This window comes from Chromatiaceae bacterium (assembly GCA_016714645.1).
Taxonomy (GTDB): Bacteria; Pseudomonadota; Gammaproteobacteria; order Chromatiales; family Chromatiaceae; genus M0108.
Genome location: JADKCI010000005.1, coordinates 465984 through 484943 on the forward strand (window position 1 = coordinate 465984; position 18960 = coordinate 484943).

The following is an 18960-nucleotide window of genomic DNA, read 5'->3' on the forward strand; positions in this document are numbered from 1 at the left end:
GCATGAACGACCAGCCACCCCTCAAGAACATTATCGAGGGCGCCCTCCTCGCCGCGGGTGGCCCCCTGACCCTGGACAGCCTGCTGGGGCTCTTCAGAACGGATGAGGCAGCCCCGACCCGCGAGACGCTGCAACTCGCCCTCGCCACCCTGGAGGAGGACTACCGCGACCGCGGCATTGAACTGGCCCTGGTCGCCGGCGGCTATCGCATCCAGGTGTGCAAGGCGTGCGCCCCCTGGATTGCGCGGCTCTGGGACGAAAAGCCCCCACGTTATTCGCGCGCCCTGCTGGAGACCCTGGCGCTCATTGCCTACCGACAGCCCATCACCCGGGGCGAAATCGAGGATATCCGCGGCGTCGCCGTCAGCACCAACATCGTCAAGACCCTGCTGGAGCGGGAGTGGGTGCGGGTCGTCGGCCACCGCGACGTCCCCGGCCGGCCCTCCCTCTACGCCACCACCCGCAAGTTCCTGGATTACTTTGGCCTCAAGTCCCTCAACGAACTCCCCACCCTGGCCGAGTTGCGCGAACCCGAGTTCCTGGGTGATGACCTGCCCCTGGAGGTACCGGCTGCCCCGCCGACGCTCGACCTTGCGCACCCTGACCCGCTCACGCCTAAGCCATCACCCCCGGCCTCACTGACATGATCAAAGACAAACGCCCCACCCCCAAGCCATCGGCCAGCCGGAAGGCCACCCGGACCGCCGCCCCACCGGCCTCCCCCGCTGCCAAACCTGGCGCGGCCGTGCCGGTCCGCATCCAGAAGGTCCTGGCGGACGCCGGACTCGGCTCGCGGCGGGAGATCGAGGGCTGGATCGAGGCGGGACGGATCGAGCTCAATGGCGAGCTTGCCAAGCTGGGGGATCGCATGGTCCCCTGTGATCGCATCCGCCTGGATCGCCGGGAGTTGCGGCTCGCCCCCCCCAGCATCGAGCCCCTGCGCGTCATCGCCTACAACAAGCCCGAGGGCGAGGTGGTCACCCGCCACGACCCCGAGGGGCGACCCACTATCTTTAGCCATCTGCCCCCCCTGGAGCAGGGGCGCTGGATCGCCGTGGGCCGCCTGGACATCAATACCTCCGGCCTGCTGCTGCTGACCAATAATGGCGATCTGGCCAACAAGCTGATGCACCCCTCCCAGGAGATCGAGCGGGAATATGCAGTGCGCGTCCTGGGCGAGGTGCCCAAGGAGGCCCTGCACCGCTTGGTGCATGGTGTCGAACTGGACGACGGCCCGGCCCACTTCGAGGAGATCGTCGAATCCAGCATCAGCCAGGGCGCTAACCGCTGGTATCACGTCCTGCTGCGCGAGGGCCGCAATCGCGAGGTCCGCCGTCTCTGGGAGGCCGTGGGGCTCAAGGTCAGCCGTCTGATGCGGGTCCGCTTCGGCAATGTCATCCTGGGGCCCCGGGTCTTCAGTCACCACTGGCGCGACCTCACCCCCGAGGAACTGGATGGCCTACTGGCCATGGTCGGCATGAAAAAGCCCAGCCCCCCCCGCCCCAAGCCCGGACCCAGGGGACCCTGGAAAGGCGCGCGACCGGGAATGGCTGGAGGGAGGAATCAGCGGCGAGGCTGATCAGTTCTCACCTTCAATTTCCGGATCAAAACGATAGCCCAGGATTTCGATATCCCGGGCAAAATGGCGGGCGACCAGCTCCGCCGTTGCCTCGCTGTAGTAGCTGCGATAGTCCTTCTGCCGATCCCGGGCCTGGCGCTGATGGGGCAGGCCGGGTGCCGGGATGCCGATGCGCCGGCAGGCCTCGGCGAAATCCCCTTCCAACCGCTCATAGCGGCCAATGAAATCCACCACCACCTGGCCACTCAGATCGATCAGATAATCGGACTGACGCTCGATGGAGGTATCGATGTGGTACTGATAGGGCCGTTCCGGATCCAGTTTCCAGCGCAGAAACCCCTCGAAATCCTCATGTCCGCCCAGATAATGGGGCCGCTCCCGGCGGATGTGATGAAAGGAACTGACCTGCAAATCCCAGGGATTGCGGACGAAGGCGAACTTGAAAAGCTGGTCGAAGAACTCCCGGGGCAGTAACTCCTTAGCCGCCACCACCTTGGCATGGCGCGGCAGCTTGGTGGCGATGCGATGGCCGCTCAGATGGCTCATACGACTACAGAGAAACATCGGCCAGTACCAGGGGTCCCGCCAACGCCCCGCCTGTAAGGCGGCACGCACGCTGGTCCCACCGGTCTTGGCGATGTGGACGAAGAGAAAACGGTGTTTGACGGATAGGAGCATGGCGGGATTTTAGCCTGAAATGGCCCAGCCAGCGCGACCAGGATCGCCCGAGCACCGGTCGGATCCGTGGCCGGCGCTGCAGGTACACCCACCAACCCTGAGTTTTTGGTATTACCCGCACCCAAGGGGTCGCGTCAGGATGGCCCCCGGCCGCCCCATGTGGCAGACTTACCTGTCCCCGCCCTGGGCGGAGCAAACCCTGCGTGCCTCACGCGAACAACGAGGCGCGCCCATTCGATTCGAGGAGGAATAATATAATGCGTATCATACTGTTGGGTGGTCCAGGGGCCGGCAAAGGCACCCAGGCGGGCTTTATCAAGGAGAAGTTCGGTATTCCCCAGATCTCCACGGGCGACATGCTGCGCGCTCACGTCAAGGCCGGCACCGAACTTGGCGTGGCCGCCAAGAAAATCATGGACGAGGGCGGCCTGGTCTCCGATGACATCATCATCGGCATGGTCAAGGAGCGCATCACTCAGGACGACTGCGGCCAGGGCTTCCTGTTCGACGGCTTCCCGCGCACCCTCGCCCAGGCCGACGCCCTGCGCGACGCCGCCATCTATGTGGATGCCGTGGTCGAGATCGACGTAGCCGACGAGGAGATCATCAAGCGCATGTCCGGCCGGCGCGTCCACCTGGGCTCGGGCCGCACCTACCATGTCCTCTTCAACCCGCCCCGCGAGGAAGGCAAGGACGACGTCACGGGCGAGGACCTGATCCAGCGCGACGATGACCAGGAAGACACCGTCATGGCCCGCCTCAAGGTTTATCACGACCAGACCGAGCCCCTGATCGCCTACTATTCCAAGTGGTCCGCCGATGGCGGCGCGGGCGCGCCCAAGTACGTCAAGGTGCAGGGTATCGGCGGCGTGGAAGAAATCCGCGACCGCATCTTCAACGGCCTGAAGGGCTAAAACCCGGTTGGGTAACCGGCTGGCGCCACTGGCCCAGCCTGGCGGGAGGGATAGGCCCTGCTATCCCTCCCCCTTTTCATAACCGCCAGGAGGGGCTTTTGAGGGGAGACCCTGTGGGGATAAGGCCACGGAAGATCCAGAGGACAATGAGGTTATGCAAGCCACAAATCGTTCACAGGCGGAATCATGATACCAGTCTGGTTACAGGCAGGACTTTGGGGCCTGTTCTCCGGTGGGGCGCTGTTGATCGGGGCGGTGATCGGCTATCGGGTCGAGTTGTCGACCCGCCGGATCGCGGGCATCATGGCGTTCGGCGCCGGGGTCCTGATATCCGCCCTGTGCTTTGAACTCATGGAAGAGGCCTTCAAGGAGGGCGGGCTCCACGCAACCATCATCGGGTTTGCCGCCGGCGCCTTGGTTTACAGCGCTGCTAATTGGGGGCTTAGTTTCTATGGCGCGAAACATCGAAAACGCTCAAAAGTCCAGCATGTCTCCCAAGAGGAAGCCGCAGGCAGCGGCGCCGCCATTGCCGTGGGTGCGCTGCTGGATGGCATTCCGGAATCCATTGCGATCGGCCTGAGCATGTTGGCCGGAACCGGAGTCAGCCTGGTGACGGTCGCGGCCATCTTTATCTCCAACATCCCCGAAGGCCTCTCCAGCTCTGCGGGAATGAAACGCAGCGGACGATCCGCCGCATTCATCTTCGGCATCTGGGGGGCGATTGCGCTCATCTCGGGGCTAGCGGCCCTGGCCGGCTACAGTCTCTTCGACGGCTTCTCACACGAAACGCGGGCGGCCACCACCGCCCTGGCGGCGGGGGCCATCCTCGCCATGATCGCCGACACCATGCTTCCCGAAGCGTTCGAAGGCGCGCACAATTTTTCTGGACTCATCACCGCGGCCGGATTTCTCTGCGCCTTCGCCCTCTCCATGATGGGGCCCTAGCAGGCAGGGCTCACGCAATCACCGAAATGAAACCACTATGAAAACAACCCCCACCAAACGTAACAGAGGCCGACTCATTTTCAGTGACTACTGTGACTTAGCGGGTGAAATCCGTGATCGCGTCGACAACCAGTCCTGTACCGATCGCGATCAATAAGATGTCACTGGCAATGCGAACATATCGATATCCCGGTGGCGGAAGGCCAAGATCGACGACCAACGGCGGCGGCAAGTCATAGTAGATCACACCGCGCGGCAAGGGCCGCCCGATCCGCCATTTTTTGGCCTGACCAGGGGGCATGCAGCCGTTTCTTTTCTTGACAAGTCCCGGCGGACAGAACCCCCGGTCAAATTCGTGGTAGTAGTAATCCCGAGCTATGGTACCTTGCTGATCCCTGAAATGGCTTCTGGGCGGAAGCGGTACCACGTGGCGATCATCGTTGAGATGGGCAGGGAGTTGCTTGCGGTTGACACCTTGGTCCTGTTTATCATTGCGGCTCTTGGCCTTACCAGGATGGCGGTTGTCTTCCGGGCCATGGCCCTTTCCGACTGTTGGTTACTGCCTCCTCCCGGGTGATTCTCCACCCGGCTAGGCTTATCGGCTTGAGCTGGAGTAGCGACCAGTATCCCAATCAGGAAAGAGGCCAACAGGTTCCTAATAAGTGCTGGTTCCGTTTCATGGATTGAATATTCATCCCTGGCGGCGGATACCCATGGGCACAATGAGCAGCAATACACCACCCACAATCGCTGCCGCGCCAACCCAAACCGGGACATTGACCGTCTCCTGTTCACTGACCGTGATTTCAAGTGGTCCAATCTTCGCTTCTTGAGTCTCCTTGGGATAGCTGAAGCCACCATAGGTCAGAGCCAAGGCTCCCGCGATAATCAGTGCCACGGCGACCAATTTCAAAGTGTTCATCATTTCTGTCCTTTGTAGTGAAACATGAATCGGGATTGCCTCTCTTCACGCATCCGATCGATAAGAATTCTGCGTTCCCTTGTCTCGGCGGTGAAGGTTTGGCGCTAGCCCCTGGCAAGCAGATTGCGTAGATCAATAACCGCCGCATTAGCCCGGGAGATGTAGGACGCCATCACGAGGGAGTGATTTGCTATGGGCCCAAATCCAGTGCCGTTCATGATCGCCGGGCTCAAGATAATGTTCTGAGTATTTTCCAGTTCGCGAATGATCTGCTTGACGGACACGATAGCGTTTTTGTCCTTCAGGACGGGGGCGAAATCGATCTCAAGCGCTTCCAGGCTCTGGAGGAGTGCCCAGGTATAACCGCGGGCCTCGAAGAAGACGTCATCGATCTGTAGCCATGGGGTCTTGGTCAGGGACTCGGCGGGTGCGGGTTTTGATTGACGCGCATTCGGGTCCCCCCCCAGGTCCGTATCGAGATGGGCCTGGCCGACGGCGTAGGACAGACGCTGGGCCAGACTACCCAGACGCTTCTCAACCACTTGTAAATAGGCACCCAGATTATCCGCGCGGGCAACGAATTGACCGTCATCCTGTTTCTCATCGTAAAGTCGGCCCATAAAAGCCTTTAGAAGAGTGACTCCGCCCCGATATTCCGATTCCGTCGAGGGGAAGACCCAGGAGTTGGATTCATAATTGAATCTGGGTTCGGCCAATTGGAGGTCGGCATCCTCCACGGATTGCGACTGGGCCCGGGCAAAATCATTACGCAAGGCGCTCGTGAAGCCCCTCAGTTCCGTCAGGGCCCCGAACTCCCAGTTCGGGATGTTATCCAGATAAACGCCAGGCGGAGTAATATCATTGGTCAGGTATCCGCCTGACTTATTGAGCAGGGTCTCGGCAATACCGATAGCGGTTGCCACGGTCACGACACCCGCTACCAGCTTGGCCGGGTCATTATTAACCATGCCCAGCGCCTTTTCCTTGACGTCAAAGGGTCCGGGTGAAGTAGACCAGACCATACCCAGGACCACTACGATAACGAGGTAGGTCACCAGGAAGAGGCCCGCCGTCCTCACCAGGAAGAGGCCCGCCGTCCACCAGGGGCCTTTCTCCTTCCAAGTCCTGGGGTGATATGCCTTGGCAACCTTTGCCCCCGTCGTAATCAGCCGAGGCGCTCTCGATGCGAGTCCATCGTACATTGCGGTTTCCTCGATCAAATTTGTGGTGGAGTCACGCCAACAGCGCCGAGGCTTAGCCCTACTGGGCGGGCTTAACGACGAGCCTGTTTTCCACGGAGGCAACTCCCTTTATGCCGCGGGCGATCTCCAGGCTGCGGTCAATGCTCTGCTGGGAATCAACGACACCACTTAGCGCCACTACGCCATTAGTCGTGGTGACATGAATCTGTAAGCTCTTGAGTGTCGAGTCGGCCAGCAATCCGGCCTTGATTTGAGTCGTGATCGCCGCATCACTCATATAGACACCCGCGGCTTCGGCCTTATCGCCAATCGCCTCCTTGGCCGTATCAAGCTTAGTCGATGCCTTATCGCCCGCTTTCTCGATGGCCTCTCCCGATCGGGCCGCGGCTTGATCGATCTTTTTCCCCGCTTGCTCTGCGCTGTCATTCTTATCACAACCCACCGCAATCAAAACAAGCGCCAGTGATGCCGTGACAAGACCTACTTTAGTGACAATGATCATTCTCAATCTCCGCTTAAATCCGGCCCAGGAGAACCAGGACCAGTAAGATGATGACGACCGCCCCTATGGCACCGCTGGGTCCATAGCCCCAAGATCTGCTATGAGGCCAGGCGGGTAGTATCCCTAAGAGTATTAGGATCAAAATGACGAGAAGTAGAGTACCTAGTGACATGATCTTTCTCCGGTTTCAGTCTAACCTCGGGTCCCGGCCTTCCGCCGGGACGACGAGGCCTGGAGCTGGGCCTCACCATGACATGATGACATACCCGGCCCCTGATGATTCATCTCAAGAATGGCTGGACTCCCAGTCCTTGACCTCGTGGCCCTTCTCCCATTCCTTGACCTGCTTTTCGGCCGCCTCCTGCAGAATCCCATACTTGGTCTGAATTAGGCCGACAAGCGCATCGCGTTCGCCAGCGATTTGGGTAAGCTCGTCGTCCGTCAGGTCACCCCATTTCGCCTTGGCTTTCCCCATGAATTGCTTCCAGTTTCCCTTCGCTTGATTCCAGTTCATTTTTTTCACCCTATCTTATCGTGTTGGTTGCCGCATGATCCCGCGATTGGGAGGTCCTTCTGGTCGACCACGCGGGCCGATAGGGATCATGCTCCTGGGCGTGAAAGGTCTTTCGCTTTGCCCACTCGTCCACCTGACTCATGGCGATATCGCACCGATCTCACCGCTTGCCTTTTCCTTTGGCATAATTGAACTATAGAGGGTATTTTGGAGTCACTCCGTGCTCTGGCGTACATAGCGCGGGATTAATTTCTGCCTGCGGGCTCAAAGGCAGCGCTTAGCCGGAATGGCGGCCATCATTCGTGCTCAGTAACCCCTAGTATTAATGGGGGCGCGGCAATGCCCCGGCACCGCCCGGAGAGGAGGTGTCAAGCAGTTAAACGAAAGGACCGGTGTTAAGCATCCTAAGGATTGGATTGCTGGAAGCGGGAACCCAGGGGGAAAGGCAAAATCGCGCCAGAACCCTTATCTGGTTTAATCAGGAATTCTTGGATAAGAACTGGGGCAGGAGCCGATCCGATTCGCGCTTGACGACCTTGTAACATTCACAGGTTAGTTCTTCGAGTTTGGGTCGATTTAGTACCCTGATATGACCCCGGTTGTATTCAATCACGCCCTGGCGTTGCAAGTGGCCAGCGGCCTCCGTGACCCCTTCGCGTCGCACGCCCAGCATGTTGGCGATTAGCTCCTGCGTCATGATGAGATGATCGCCCGACAGACGATCCAGGGATAACAAGAGCCACCGGCACAACTGCTGATCGATCGAATGATGGCGGTTGCAGACCGCGGTTTGGGCCATTTGGGTGATCAAGGATTGGGTGTAGCGCAACATGAGCATGAGCAATTCACCGTGGCGGTTCACCTCGTCCTTGAAGCGTTTCCCGGGGAGTCGGTAGGCGAAACCGGCGCTCTGCACAATAGTGCGACTGGTCGTGCTTTCGCCGCCCATGAAGAGGGCAAGGCCAACCAAGCCCTCGTTCCCGACCACGGCGATCTCGGCGGAGGCGCCATTTTCCATTACATAAAGTAAGGAGATGATGGCGTCGGTCGGAAAATAGACGTGGCGTGTGGCAACTCCAGATTCGTAAAGGACCCGACCAAGGGGCATCGGTGCCAGTTCGAGGAAGGGGTAGACACGCTCTTGAACCACCTCAGGTAAGGCCGCCAGAAGGTGATTTTGATCAGGCGAATGAGGGGGCGTGTCTAACATCTCGGCAACCAGATTAAGATCAAGTAAAGGCCCAAGGTGAAGTATAGCTGTCCAGCCGCGTATGTAGGATAGCGCACGGAGAGAATCTGGCCTCTGTTACGTTTGGTGTGGGTAGCCGGGTTTTCCCCGGCACCGGCGACCCCACCTGAGGGGCATCTGAGAACACACTTTATCCAGCCTGTTGTTGTGCCGGTGGGCCTGGTGGGCGAGAGGCCCGCGAGGGTGGGCAACCGGTGGGCCGCGCCGGCTCTGGGCTCGCCGACCGCTCGGGCGGTGGGCGGCGCGGTCCATGGGTTGTCCACACGTCCCGCAGGGCTCGGGCCGGTCCGTTAGCCGAGTCCACAAGTCCACAGGCAGATGGGCTGGGGGTATCACCATGAATCCGACCGCGTTGTTCACCGTCGCGCTGGGCCTGAAGGCGCCTTGGGGCGTGGCCGAGGTGGGCACTACCATCATAATTTACCCATTTTTATGAATAATGATAGATATATGAAAAAGATCGGAACCAAGATTCGACATTTCATAATTTGCAAGGACATAAGAGCAAGAACATTCGTTAGGCTGATAGCTGCTGGCATGGCTATTGGTGGGCTGGAGGCGAACTCGAGGGACCAAGATTTCGTTCCGGAGTCGAAGGAGGCTTTGGTTTCGACATTGGCAATCAGGAAAGCATCATTTTTTGATACGATTATCCGTTCAAAGGTCCTGTCTTGCCCCGTGTCAATCCGCGTCGATTTTACGCGGGATCTTGAAAAAGTCTTAAAAATCAGAAGCTCCAATATTGGCCAACAAATTAGTTATTCATTCATCACGGACAAATGGGACAGAATCGCGAGCGAGGTTTTTAACTGTGCAAGCTATGATGAATTCATCGAACTGCAGTTAAATGATTCGTTTATTTTTGGTCAGACCCTTCATAAAATAAACTACGCGATGATCCAAATTCTATATAGAGTCGAGGAAGATTTGATTAATAATGAGGGGGCTGGATACAGAGCACCTATTGTGAATAGTACGCTAAGGAAAAAATCCGGAATGCATGGATGGGGACTGGCTATTGATTTTGATGTCGGAATAAATCCCTACATCTTGAACGAAAAAGCCGAGAAAGATCTAGACCTGGAACTCATTGGCGCGTTGGACAACATTGCCAGGTTCATGCTTGGCAAGAATGAATCGGATTTAAGAAAACTTAAAAGCGGAAGATCGGCATTTGGGGATGGATCAATCGGAGATGTTCATGATATTCTTCAGCAGGAAAGCGATGCGATGAAAAGATATTTTTTATTAATGAAAAATGACGCGGCCCTCCAGAAATTTATCGATACGGAGTGGGTAATCAATAATCCCGATAAACCTCTCCCCGAATTTGCAACAATAAAGGTCCAAATGGAAAATGACTACAGAATACTTGGCGGAAAATCCAACAGGGGAATAGCATGGCGGACAGCCGCGGGACAAGATCGCCCCTTTGCTCCTGACAGTATGGGTGGAAAGGGTGATCCGGCAACGGGATTTTTGAATCTTGGAAAAGAATTCGTAGAGGCCATGACCGCAAGGGGTTTCGCATGGGGCGCCATTGATATCTCAGGCGAGCCTGGGGATATGCAACATTTTGACCTGCGACTACAGGGGGTCGGGGCAAGGGTTTACAATTTGCTTTTGAAATACAAATAGCGAGTTGATTGTAAAGGGGATTTAGTTTGTAAACGGAATTACTTCACCACCTACCGGTAACTCCGCTTCAAAGCAGATTGATCGTTGTCGGCTCATCCCCAAGCCAGGCGACCAGAAGTTTATAGCCCAGTACCAGCACCACTGCGCCAATGAAGAGCCCAACAATACCGGAACTCAAGAATCCGCCGATAGTGCCGACGAAGATCACGGCCATGGGGACATCCATGCCGCGACCCAGCAAGATCGGCCTAAGGATGTTGTCGATGGTACCGACGGCGAGGCTCCAGACGAGAAGAAGCACAAAGGTGGTCATCTCCCCATTGTAGAAGACATAGATGAGGATCGGGACCGACACCAGAAAGATGCTGACCTGTGCGGTGCTCACCAAGAGCGCCAGCAAGGTCCAGAGTCCGGCTGCGGGCACCCCAGCCGCTAGCCATCCCAGGCCGGCCAGGAGCGACTGGATCAAGGCTATGCCAAGGATGCCGCGGGTAACGCTGCGGACCGTAGCCATGGCGAGATCGGTGAATTCAAGCCCACGATCACCCGCCAGTCGATGGGCGATGATGACGGTTGCCCGCCGCGTCTCTTCCTCATGGGCGAGCAGCACCCCGGCGATGGCGATGGCGAAAACGAATTGCAGGATGTCGATCCCCGCCCCAGCCGCCGCCCCAACCAACCAACTCAAGGCCATTTTGAAAGGTCGCGGCCAATACCGACCTGTCGCCCAAGGCTTTCAGCAGGCTTTGATAGAGGGGATAAAGACCGATTGCGATGATCAAGCTCCAGAGGCCCGGCACGATAAAGTGGCGCACGATATCGAAGCACAAGGCCGCCAGGATGATGATCAAAGCAATACGGATGAATATCTCGATGGCTTGGTCCGTTACATGACGGTCCGATTGCGTGACCACGGCCATGGGAATTCAGATCAATAGCTCGAATCGTAGAAGTTACGATTTTCGTCGTAGCGGGTGTTGTAGTTACGGTTGTTGTAATTTCGATCGTTATAATAGCGATCGTTATAATAGCGATCGTTATAATAGCGATTATTATCGTTCGCCTTTGCGTTCTGGTCGATGACCAAGCCACCAACGGCCCCAGCTCCGGCGCCAACCAATGCTCCCGTGCCCACATTACCACTCATGGAGCCGATCGCGGCCCCGGTAGCGGCGCCTAATAGGGCGCCGCTACCGGCCCTCTCCGTGGTCGTTGTGCCACACCCAGACAAGGCGGCGAGAGCGAGTGTGAGTAGAGAGACAGTTAAGCGTTTCATCATGGATTCTCCGATTCAAGGGATTTGGGGGTGTCACGGGTAGCTTTAGGCCGTGGACGATTGCCGGGGTGATCCGGCAACCGGCTACCCGCAACATGCCTAGGTTTGCCTATCGCGAGACAGGCTGGTCAATGCTTCCAATTGAAGGATTCAGTGGCTGAGCCATTCTCTGGGACACCCATTTCCTGATGGTATTGCTGACCATCGTAATCCAGAGTCACAAGATACCGGCCTTGTGGTACCTTGGCATAGAAGATGGGTCCCTTGGCATCGGTGTCGAGCAGGGTCCTCTGGCTAGCCATATCCTGGACGCGTACCCGAACGCTGTTGGGTACATAATCCGCATTATCAGTTGAAAAGAGCAGCCGCAAGTTGTATTGGCGCCTAGCGGCTTCCATGCGATCGTACTCGTAGGGGGTATTGCCGCCACTGATGTAGGGTATGTCACTGCTGTACAGGCGCTGGTCCATCGGTTCAGGGGTTAGGCCCGCTGGGGGACGGATTGCCCACTCCGTGGTGGTTTCTTGCGCAGGTGAAGACCCGACGGGTTCTACCCAATAGAAGTTCTCGATCGTGGCCCCCTCGGCGGAAATATTGACATTGCGCGTTTTGATTTTGCCACGATTATCCAGGGTTAGGACATAGTTACCGGAGGGTAACCGAGCATAGAACCAGGGGCCATTCGAAGGGACGTCGAGCAGCGTCACGCCACTGTTATCCTGGATGCGGACCCTAACGCCAGACAAATAATTACCCGCGCTGATCGCGAACATAAGCCTGAGATTGAACTGCGACTTGGCTGCTTCCAGCCGGTCGCGTTCATCAGAACCAACCCCGCCACTGGTATAAGGAACGCTGGGCGCACTGGCGGAAACGGCAGGTGGTTCGGCGATCGAGACCGGTTGGGCATTAGCTACATTAGCCACATTGCCGCCGATACCCAGGACGAGGATGACTGGGATCAGGCTGGCGAGGATGGTTTTTTTCATGGGGCATTCCTGGGTGATGATGGTGAGAAGCGAGGGGGAGGGGTGAGAATCCTAACCTGACTTGAGTTGATCGCGGGTTAACCCCCCTCCCAATCAACTAGCCATCAAGTTCGTACTCACATGTCGCGTTTGACGTCCTTTGCTGTATCGGTGACAGCATCTCCACCGGCCGAGATATCCTTACCGGCGCCTTCCATGGTATTGCAGCCGACCAGACCTACTATCGACATCAGCAGGATTAGCGCTATAAATTGTTTCATGGCAATTTCCTTCATTATTAGGTTAGGTTGTTGTTTGTATTGCCGCCGCGAGCCCGAGTTACCGGGCAGACATGAGCCCCATGACGCCGATCACGATCAAATAAACGGCAACAAAATAGCTCAGAAATCGTGGCGCCACGAGGATCAATATTCCTATCAGGATGGCAAGTACTGGCTCAACGGCGAAATGGCTTAAACTGAAATTCATTGGATGCCTCTTTAGTTTTGTCACATGGTGTTGGGTGATTATCACTCCGACCCGACTCGCCTCCGGTTCACATCGCTCGATCGCCCTATCACCCTTGCAATCGCGACGGTAACGCCCCCGACGAAGACCGTATATCTCACCTTTACGCTGATCGCCGTACCTTTTGGTATGCCTTAACTATAAACCTGGTTTAGGTTATTTTATGTGCGCCGGCGTACATAGCGGCATTTAATAGTGGTCAGAGCCTGCTTTTTGACCTATCTGGCCATTGCAGGCATGTCCGTGAGGAGGCTAGCGAGCGCGGTTAAGCCCCCCGCAATCCGTCTCTTGCAGCCTAATGATTAACTTTAGCCCAGGCCCACGGCCCCATCCGGGCGCTGAAGAACACTGAAATCATTCACCTCTTCTTGAGTCCCCTGCCCCAAGCCTGTAGCATAGCGCCCGTTTCAGGTGTCCCGAGGGTTTCCACCCGAGGGGTGAAACGGGAAGCCGGTGCTTCTCTAGCCTTCCGGGGTTGGAGACCATGCCGGCGCTGCCCCCGCAACGGTAGGCGAGTCAAGGCGGATCAAGATGCCACTGCGTTTCGACGTGGGAAGGCGATCCAGCCCGGTCCTTGGGACCCCTCGCGAGCCCGGAGACCGGCCTGAAACAGATTGCGGATGAGGTCACTGGCGTTGGCGAGGGGGACAAGTTGTTGTTCCCGCTGACACTTTAACCTTGTCCGCCGGAACCTGGCCGATCGGTGCACGGGTGGTGCGCCAAAGGAATTTGCCGTGCAATTCGTTCATTCCCCGCCCTTGGCTTGGCGTCCCCTGGACTGCCCGCGGCCCTTCCCCCCATTCCTGGTCGTTTCCTGGCTGGGGTCATCATGATTCCCAGCGATACCACTGACCGGGACCAGCGTCACCGGGACCGTATGCGGCGTAAGAAAGACGCGATCGACGCCGCCATCGCCCGGGCCGACCGGGAGCAGGGCCTGCTGCTGGTGCTCACGGGCAATGGCAAGGGCAAATCCAGTTCCGCCTTTGGTATGGTGGCGCGGGCCCTGGGGCATGGCCTCCAGGTCGGGGTGGCCCAGTTCATCAAGGGCCGCCAGGACACGGGGGAGGAGGCCTTTTTCCGCCGCCAGCCGGGGGTCACCTGGCGGGTGCTGGGCGAGGGCTTCACCTGGGAGACCCAGGACCGCGCCCGGGATGCCGAGACGGCACAAGCGGGTTGGGCCCAGGCGCGGGCCATGCTCCGCGATCCCGCCCTAGACCTGGTCGTGCTGGACGAACTCACCTATCCCCTCAAATATCGCTGGCTGGATATGGCCGTGGTCCTGGCTGACCTGGCGGCCCGGCCCGCCGGCCAACATGTCGTCATCACCGGCCGGGCCGCCCCCGAGGCCCTGTGCGCGCTGGCGGACACCCTCACGGAGATGGCCGATCTCAAGCACGCCTTTCGCGCCGGGGTCATGGCCCAGAAGGGGGTCGATCTGTGAACACCGGGGTGATGGCCAACCCTGCGTCTGGCCGCCGCGCCGCTCTCCGCCAGCCCCGGGGCCCGCAACGGTGAACCAGCGCGCCTGTCCCGCCCTCCTGCTGGCCGCCCCGGCCTCCGGGCAGGGTAAGACGACGGTCACGGCCGCCCTGGCCCGTCATCACCGGGATCTGGGCCGACGGGTGCGGGTCTTCAAGACCGGTCCCGACTTTCTGGACCCCATGATTCTGGAGCGGGCCTCGGGGGCACCGGTTTATCAGCTCGATCTCTGGATGGGTGGCGAGGCCCACTGCCGTCAGCTGCTGTACCAGGCGGCGGCCGCGGCCGATCTCATCCTGGTCGAGGGCGTCATGGGTCTCTTCGATGGCGATAGCTCCAGCGCCGATCTGGCGACACTCCTGGACATTCCCATCCTCGCGATCATCGATGCCAGCCACATGGCCCAGACCTTTGGCGCCCTGGCCCATGGCCTGGCGAGCTACCGGCCGGGACTGCCCTTCGCGGGGGTCTTCGCCAATCGCGTCGCGGGCGAACGTCATTACCAGATGCTGGCCGAGAGCCTGCCGACCGGGCTGACCGCCCAGGGCTGGCTGCCGCGCGACGCCGACATCGCCCTGCCCTCCCGCCACCTGGGCCTGGTGGGGGCGGACGAGATTCAGGACCTTGATGACCGCATCGCCCGGGCCTCGGCGGCCCTGTCAGGCCTTAGCCCGGCCTTGCCGCCCGCCATCGACTTCTTCCCAGCCCAAGGCTACCCTCGGACCGGCGAGACTGACCCGGACCCCGGCACGACGGGGACCCACCCGGACTCACCGGTTCCCGGGCTGGAGGGGGTGCGCATCGCCGTGGCTCGTGACGCAGCCTTTGCCTTCCTCTACCGCGCCAATCTGGAACTCCTGACCGCCCTGGGCGCCGAGATCGCCTTTTTCTCGCCCCTCATCGACCGGGCCCTGCCCGTGGCGGATGCCCTCTACCTGCCCGGCGGCTATCCTGAACTCCACCTCGACCGCCTCGCCGCCAACGCGGACATGCAGGCGGCCATCCGCGCCCATCACGCCGCGGACAAGCCCATCTTCGCCGAGTGCGGCGGCATGCTCTATCTGCTGGAATCCCTGACCGACACCCAGGGCCGGGGCGCCGCCATGGCCGGCTTGATGCCCGGCCAGCACGGATGGGCGACAGGCTCGCCAATCTGGGCATGCATGAGATCGCGCTACCCGAGGGCACCCTGCGCGGCCACAGCTTCCATTACTCCCGACTGGAGACGCCCTTGACGCCCCTCGCCCTGAGCCAGGCGCGGCGGGGCCACGGGCGTGAACCGGCCTACCGCCTGGGTTCGCTCCTGGCCTCCTATCTGCACCTCTATTTCCCGTCCAACCCCCGGGCCACGGCACGGCTGTTCGCGCCCCGGCCACCCACGTCCACCTGAAGCCTCCACCCGAGGCGCCCACCCACCCGGAGAAGCCACCATGCACATCGAACCCGGACTCATCGCACCCACCAAGGTGCTGCTCGCGAATATCTCGGCCCTGGGCCTGCTGGGCCTCTACGCCCAGGGTCTGCTCAAGCAACCGGCGGACCTGATCCGCATCCTGATCGCCGCCCTCTTCTTCTCGGTCTTCATGCAGGGCTTTCATCTGCCCGTGGGGCCCTCGGAGCTGCACTTTGTCGGCGCCATGGCCATCTATCTGACCCTGGGCTTCCTCCCCACCCTCTATGGCTTCGCCCTGGGTCTGCTGCTTCAGGGGCTGCTGTTTGACCCCCTGGACCTGCAGCACCTGGCGGTCAATGCCCTGTCCCTGATCCTGCCCCTGCTGGTGGTGCATTACGGCCTGGGCCGCAAACTGCGCGAGGCCGCCAGTGGCCAACGCATCGGTTGGGCGACCATCGTCAAGCTCGACGCCCTCTATTACAGCGGTGTCACCCTCATGGTGGGCTTCTGGCTGCTAGCCGCCGAGGTGGCGACGCCCCTGGCCGCCTGGGCCGCCTTCGCAACCTCCTACCTGGCTATCGTCGCAATAGAGCCCCTGGTCACCTACGGTGCCCTGCGGCTGCTCAAGCGCCATCAGGACCGGCCCCTGGTGGCGACCTGCTTCAGCGTCGGCGCCCTCCGGCTGGCTTGATGGCTAAGGTCTGGTTCGTCGGCGCGGGCCCCGGAGATCCCGACCTCATCACGGTCCGGGGTCGGGATCTGATCGCCCGCGCCGGGGCCATCCTCTACGCCGGGTCCCTGGTTTCGGCCACCGCCCTGCGCTGGGCCCCACCCGGTTGCGCCATCGCCGATTCCAAGGACCTGGACCTGGAGGCCATCGCCGCCTGGCTGATCGACCAGGCCGGGCGGTATGAGTGCGTGGTCCGCCTGCAGACCGGCGATCCCGGCCTCTACGGGGCCCTGATCGAGATGGTCCAGCCCCTCGATGCCGCCGGGATCGAGGTTGGGGTGGTGCCGGGCATCTCGTCGGCCCTGGCCTCGGCGGCGGCGGCGGTGGAGAGCCTGACCCTGCCGGAGGTGACCCAGACCGTCATCATCACCCGCGTGGCGGGCCGCACCCCCATGCCCGAGGGCGAGTCCCTGGCGGAACTGGGGCGGCATCACTGCACCCTTTGCATCTTTCTGTCCATCACCCTGCTCAAGGAGATCCAGTCCGAACTCCAGGCAGCGGGTTGGCGGGAGGATGCCCCGGTGCTGGTGGTCCACAAGGCCAGTTGGCCCGGCGAAGAGGTCATCGTCCGCGGTACCCTGGCCGATATTCGCGACCAGTGCCGCGCCGCGGGTATCAAGAGTCAGGCCATGATCATCGTCAGCCCCACCCTAGGCGCCCGCCACTGGCCCTCTCTGCAAAAATCCAAGCTCTACGATGCTGGATTTAGCCACCGTTTTCGCCACGGTAGCGCCGCTCAATCGTCCGTGATCGCCACTCCAGGAGAGCCAAAGATCATGAGGGGAACCCCATGAAGGAAACCATTTTGCTCGTCGGACACGGCTCCCGTGATCCCGGCGGAGAGGGTAACCGCGAGGTTGAGGCGTTCGCCCGCCTCTGGCGCGAGCGGCAACCGGACTGGAACATCCAGGTGTGCTTCATCGAATTCGCCAACCTGCTGGTGGCGGAAGGGCTGACGCAAGCCGCCCGGGATGCCGACCGGGTCATCGTCGTGCCCCTGATCCTCAACGCCGCCGGCCATGTGAAGATGGAACTCCCCGAGCACCTCCAGGCGGCCAGGGCGGCATTCCCGGACACCGAATTTATCTATGTGCCCCATCTCGGTGCCGAGGACACCATCCTGGAAGTCCTGAAGCGGCGCCTGGGCCAGGCCCTGGACGAACTAGACCGGCCCGACCCCCAGACCACAGGGGTCATACTCCTCGGCCGGGGCTCCTCGGACCCCATGGCCAACGGCGAGGTCGCCAAGATGGCGCGCTGGCTCTTCGAGGCCAGCGACCACGACCTGGTGGAGATCGCCTTCACCGGGGTCGCCTATCCGCGGCTGGAGCGGGTAGTCCAGCGCCAGGCCCAGCTGGGCATGACCCAGATCATCGTCCTGCCCTACTATCTCTTTACCGGCAGCCTGATGGAGCGCATCAAGCGCCAGATGGAGCACCTGAGACGGCAATATCCGCGCCTGCGTTTTGCCCAGGGCGCCTATTTCGGTTTCGAGGAGGAGATCTTTGACCTGCTGGAGCAGCGCGTCCGCCAGGGCCAGGAGGGGACCGGCCTCATGCCCTGCGATGGCTGCAAATATCGGGAGCTGGCCCGCGACGGCACCGGGGGGCATCACCACCATGAGCCTGGCCCCGGTCATGGCCATCATCACGAGCATCATCACCACCCGCATCAGGCTCACCCTGCCCACCCCCTTGGCGGACAACACCGCCCGGAGGTGACAGGCATCGAGCCCGGGAACCACCCAAGACATGAGTGACGGGAGCCCCATGAGCGCAAGGATCACCGAACAACTGACCCAGGCGGGCCGCACCATCGAACACGCCTCATTTGCCATCATCGACCGGGAGGTTGGGCCTCATGGCTACAGCGCCGACCAGTGGCCCCTGGTACGGCGTCTGATCCACGCCTCCGCCGATTTTGAGTTCAATGGTCTGACGCGCTTTCATCCCGAGGCGGTCAGTGCCGGCATGGCCGCGCTGCGGGCGGGCCGGCCCATCGTCGCCGACATCGAGATGATCCGGGTCGGCGTCTCCCGGCCCCGGCTGGCCCATTTTGGCGGCGAGATCCATCAATTCATCAACGACGAGGACGTCATCCGCCAGGCCCGGGCCGAGGACAGCACCCGCGCCGTCCAGGCCATGCGCAAGGCCCGGCGGCTGGGCCTGATCGACGGCGGCATGGTGGGCATTGGCAACGCCCCCACGGCCCTACTGGAGGTACTGCGCCTGATCCGGGAGGAAGGGGTGCGACCCGCCCTCGTCATTGGCATGCCGGTGGGCTTTGTCTCCGCCGCCGAGTCCAAGGAGGAACTCACCCAACTCCAGGACATCCCCTGGATCCTGACCCAGGGCCGCAAGGGGGGCTCGACCCTGGTGGTCGCCGCCATCCATGCCCTGCTGGCCCTGGCCGAGGCCCAGGATGCGGCCTGACCCGGACC

22 protein-coding genes, 2 pseudogenes and 1 riboswitch are annotated in these 18960 nt (G+C 60.4%); of the genes and pseudogenes, 11 read left to right on the forward strand and 13 right to left on the reverse strand.

Translation table 11 applies throughout. The annotated features are described in order from the left end of the window. The first annotated feature begins 2 nt into the window (after positions 1–2). Positions 3–647, forward strand: a complete 645-nt coding sequence (scpB, locus tag IPN92_18700) for an SMC-Scp complex subunit ScpB (protein MBK8640207.1) — start codon at positions 3–5, stop codon at positions 645–647. After that, positions 644–1579: a pseudouridine synthase gene (locus IPN92_18705; protein ID MBK8640208.1), complete on the forward strand. Its 936-nt coding sequence runs from the start codon at positions 644–646 to the stop codon at positions 1577–1579. Before scpB ends, IPN92_18705 begins: the two co-directional genes overlap by 4 nt. Here IPN92_18705 and IPN92_18710 read toward each other — a convergent pair whose 3' ends face one another. After that, on the reverse strand, positions 1580–2257 hold the full coding sequence (locus IPN92_18710; protein MBK8640209.1) for a sulfotransferase family 2 domain-containing protein: 678 nt from the start codon (positions 2255–2257) through the stop codon (positions 1580–1582). Between the two features lie 257 nt (positions 2258–2514). Here IPN92_18710 and adk point away from each other — a divergent pair, with 257 nt between their 5' ends. Together adk and IPN92_18720 are read left to right on the forward strand one after the other, a co-directional pair. Then, the gene (gene adk, locus IPN92_18715; GenBank protein ID MBK8640210.1) at positions 2515–3171 is read left to right on the forward strand and encodes an adenylate kinase; all 657 of its coding nucleotides are present in this window, start codon (positions 2515–2517) and stop codon (positions 3169–3171) included. A gap of 186 nt (positions 3172–3357) precedes the next feature. Beyond that, entirely contained in the window at positions 3358–4116 is a 759-nt protein-coding gene (locus IPN92_18720; GenBank protein MBK8640211.1) for a ZIP family zinc transporter, read from the forward strand. 97 nt (positions 4117–4213) lie between these two features. Here IPN92_18720 and IPN92_18725 read toward each other — a convergent pair whose 3' ends face one another. The 7 genes from IPN92_18725 to IPN92_18755 form a co-directional block, all read right to left on the reverse strand. After that, on the reverse strand, positions 4214–4543 hold the full coding sequence (locus IPN92_18725) for an RcnB family protein (GenBank protein MBK8640212.1): 330 nt from the start codon (positions 4541–4543) through the stop codon (positions 4214–4216). A 264-nt stretch (positions 4544–4807) separates the two neighbouring features. Beyond that, positions 4808–5038, reverse strand: coding sequence for a hypothetical protein (locus IPN92_18730; GenBank protein MBK8640213.1), 231 nt, complete (start codon positions 5036–5038; stop codon positions 4808–4810). A 104-nt stretch (positions 5039–5142) separates the two neighbouring features. Next, complete coding sequence (locus IPN92_18735) at positions 5143–6240, reverse strand: DUF2333 family protein (GenBank protein ID MBK8640214.1); 1098 nt, start codon at positions 6238–6240, stop codon at positions 5143–5145. A gap of 58 nt (positions 6241–6298) precedes the next feature. Next, complete coding sequence (locus IPN92_18740) at positions 6299–6742, reverse strand: BON domain-containing protein (GenBank protein MBK8640215.1); 444 nt, start codon at positions 6740–6742, stop codon at positions 6299–6301. 13 nt (positions 6743–6755) lie between these two features. Beyond that, the gene (locus IPN92_18745; protein ID MBK8640216.1) at positions 6756–6914 is read right to left on the reverse strand and encodes a DUF3309 domain-containing protein; all 159 of its coding nucleotides are present in this window, start codon (positions 6912–6914) and stop codon (positions 6756–6758) included. A gap of 114 nt (positions 6915–7028) precedes the next feature. Then, the gene (locus IPN92_18750; GenBank protein ID MBK8640217.1) at positions 7029–7256 is read right to left on the reverse strand and encodes a CsbD family protein; all 228 of its coding nucleotides are present in this window, start codon (positions 7254–7256) and stop codon (positions 7029–7031) included. 478 nt (positions 7257–7734) lie between these two features. Next, positions 7735–8466, reverse strand: a complete 732-nt coding sequence (locus IPN92_18755) for a Crp/Fnr family transcriptional regulator (GenBank protein ID MBK8640218.1) — start codon at positions 8464–8466, stop codon at positions 7735–7737. A 489-nt stretch (positions 8467–8955) separates the two neighbouring features. On the opposite strand from IPN92_18755, the gene IPN92_18760 reads away from it, so the two are divergent. Next, positions 8956–10143, forward strand: a complete 1188-nt coding sequence (locus IPN92_18760) for a hypothetical protein (GenBank protein MBK8640219.1) — start codon at positions 8956–8958, stop codon at positions 10141–10143. 67 nt (positions 10144–10210) lie between these two features. On the opposite strand, the pseudogene IPN92_18765 reads toward IPN92_18760, so the two are convergent. The 5 genes and pseudogenes from IPN92_18765 to IPN92_18785 all read right to left on the reverse strand — a co-directional run bounded on the left by IPN92_18765 (position 10211) and on the right by IPN92_18785 (position 12876). After that, a pseudogene (locus IPN92_18765) lies at positions 10211–11063 on the reverse strand (AI-2E family transporter). Positions 11064–11074: 11 nt separating this feature from the next. Next, complete coding sequence (locus tag IPN92_18770; GenBank protein ID MBK8640220.1) at positions 11075–11419, reverse strand: hypothetical protein; 345 nt, start codon at positions 11417–11419, stop codon at positions 11075–11077. A 128-nt stretch (positions 11420–11547) separates the two neighbouring features. Further along, positions 11548–12408 (reverse strand): hypothetical protein, encoded by an 861-nt coding sequence (locus tag IPN92_18775; protein ID MBK8640221.1) that lies wholly within the window; start codon positions 12406–12408, stop codon positions 11548–11550. A 116-nt stretch (positions 12409–12524) separates the two neighbouring features. After that, positions 12525–12668 carry an entericidin A/B family lipoprotein gene (locus IPN92_18780; GenBank protein MBK8640222.1) on the reverse strand — a complete coding sequence of 48 codons (144 nt, stop codon included), beginning with the start codon at positions 12666–12668 and terminating at the stop codon, positions 12525–12527. Positions 12669–12726: 58 nt separating this feature from the next. Beyond that, positions 12727–12876, reverse strand: a complete 150-nt coding sequence (locus tag IPN92_18785; GenBank protein MBK8640223.1) for a DUF3096 domain-containing protein — start codon at positions 12874–12876, stop codon at positions 12727–12729. Between the two features lie 431 nt (positions 12877–13307). Beyond that, positions 13308–13538: riboswitch (cobalamin riboswitch) on the forward strand. Between the two features lie 206 nt (positions 13539–13744). Here IPN92_18785 and cobO point away from each other — a divergent pair. From cobO to IPN92_18815, 6 genes and pseudogenes are all read left to right on the forward strand, one after another. Beyond that, positions 13745–14359 carry a cob(I)yrinic acid a,c-diamide adenosyltransferase gene (gene cobO / locus IPN92_18790; protein ID MBK8640224.1) on the forward strand — a complete coding sequence of 205 codons (615 nt, stop codon included), beginning with the start codon at positions 13745–13747 and terminating at the stop codon, positions 14357–14359. Positions 14360–14429: 70 nt separating this feature from the next. Next, a pseudogene (locus IPN92_18795) lies at positions 14430–15787 on the forward strand (cobyrinate a,c-diamide synthase). 40 nt (positions 15788–15827) lie between these two features. Beyond that, a complete protein-coding gene (locus IPN92_18800) occupies positions 15828–16481 on the forward strand; it encodes an energy-coupling factor ABC transporter permease (protein ID MBK8640225.1) in 654 nt (217 codons plus the stop codon). Next, positions 16481–17314: a precorrin-4 C(11)-methyltransferase gene (gene cobM, locus IPN92_18805; GenBank protein MBK8640226.1), complete on the forward strand. Its 834-nt coding sequence runs from the start codon at positions 16481–16483 to the stop codon at positions 17312–17314. Before IPN92_18800 ends, cobM begins: the two co-directional genes overlap by 1 nt. Then, on the forward strand, positions 17311–18279 hold the full coding sequence (locus IPN92_18810) for a sirohydrochlorin chelatase (GenBank protein ID MBK8640227.1): 969 nt from the start codon (positions 17311–17313) through the stop codon (positions 18277–18279). Before cobM ends, IPN92_18810 begins: the two co-directional genes overlap by 4 nt. After that, positions 18272–18952, forward strand: a complete 681-nt coding sequence (locus IPN92_18815; protein ID MBK8640228.1) for a precorrin-8X methylmutase — start codon at positions 18272–18274, stop codon at positions 18950–18952. Before IPN92_18810 ends, IPN92_18815 begins: the two co-directional genes overlap by 8 nt. Positions 18953–18960: the final 8 nt, after the last annotated feature.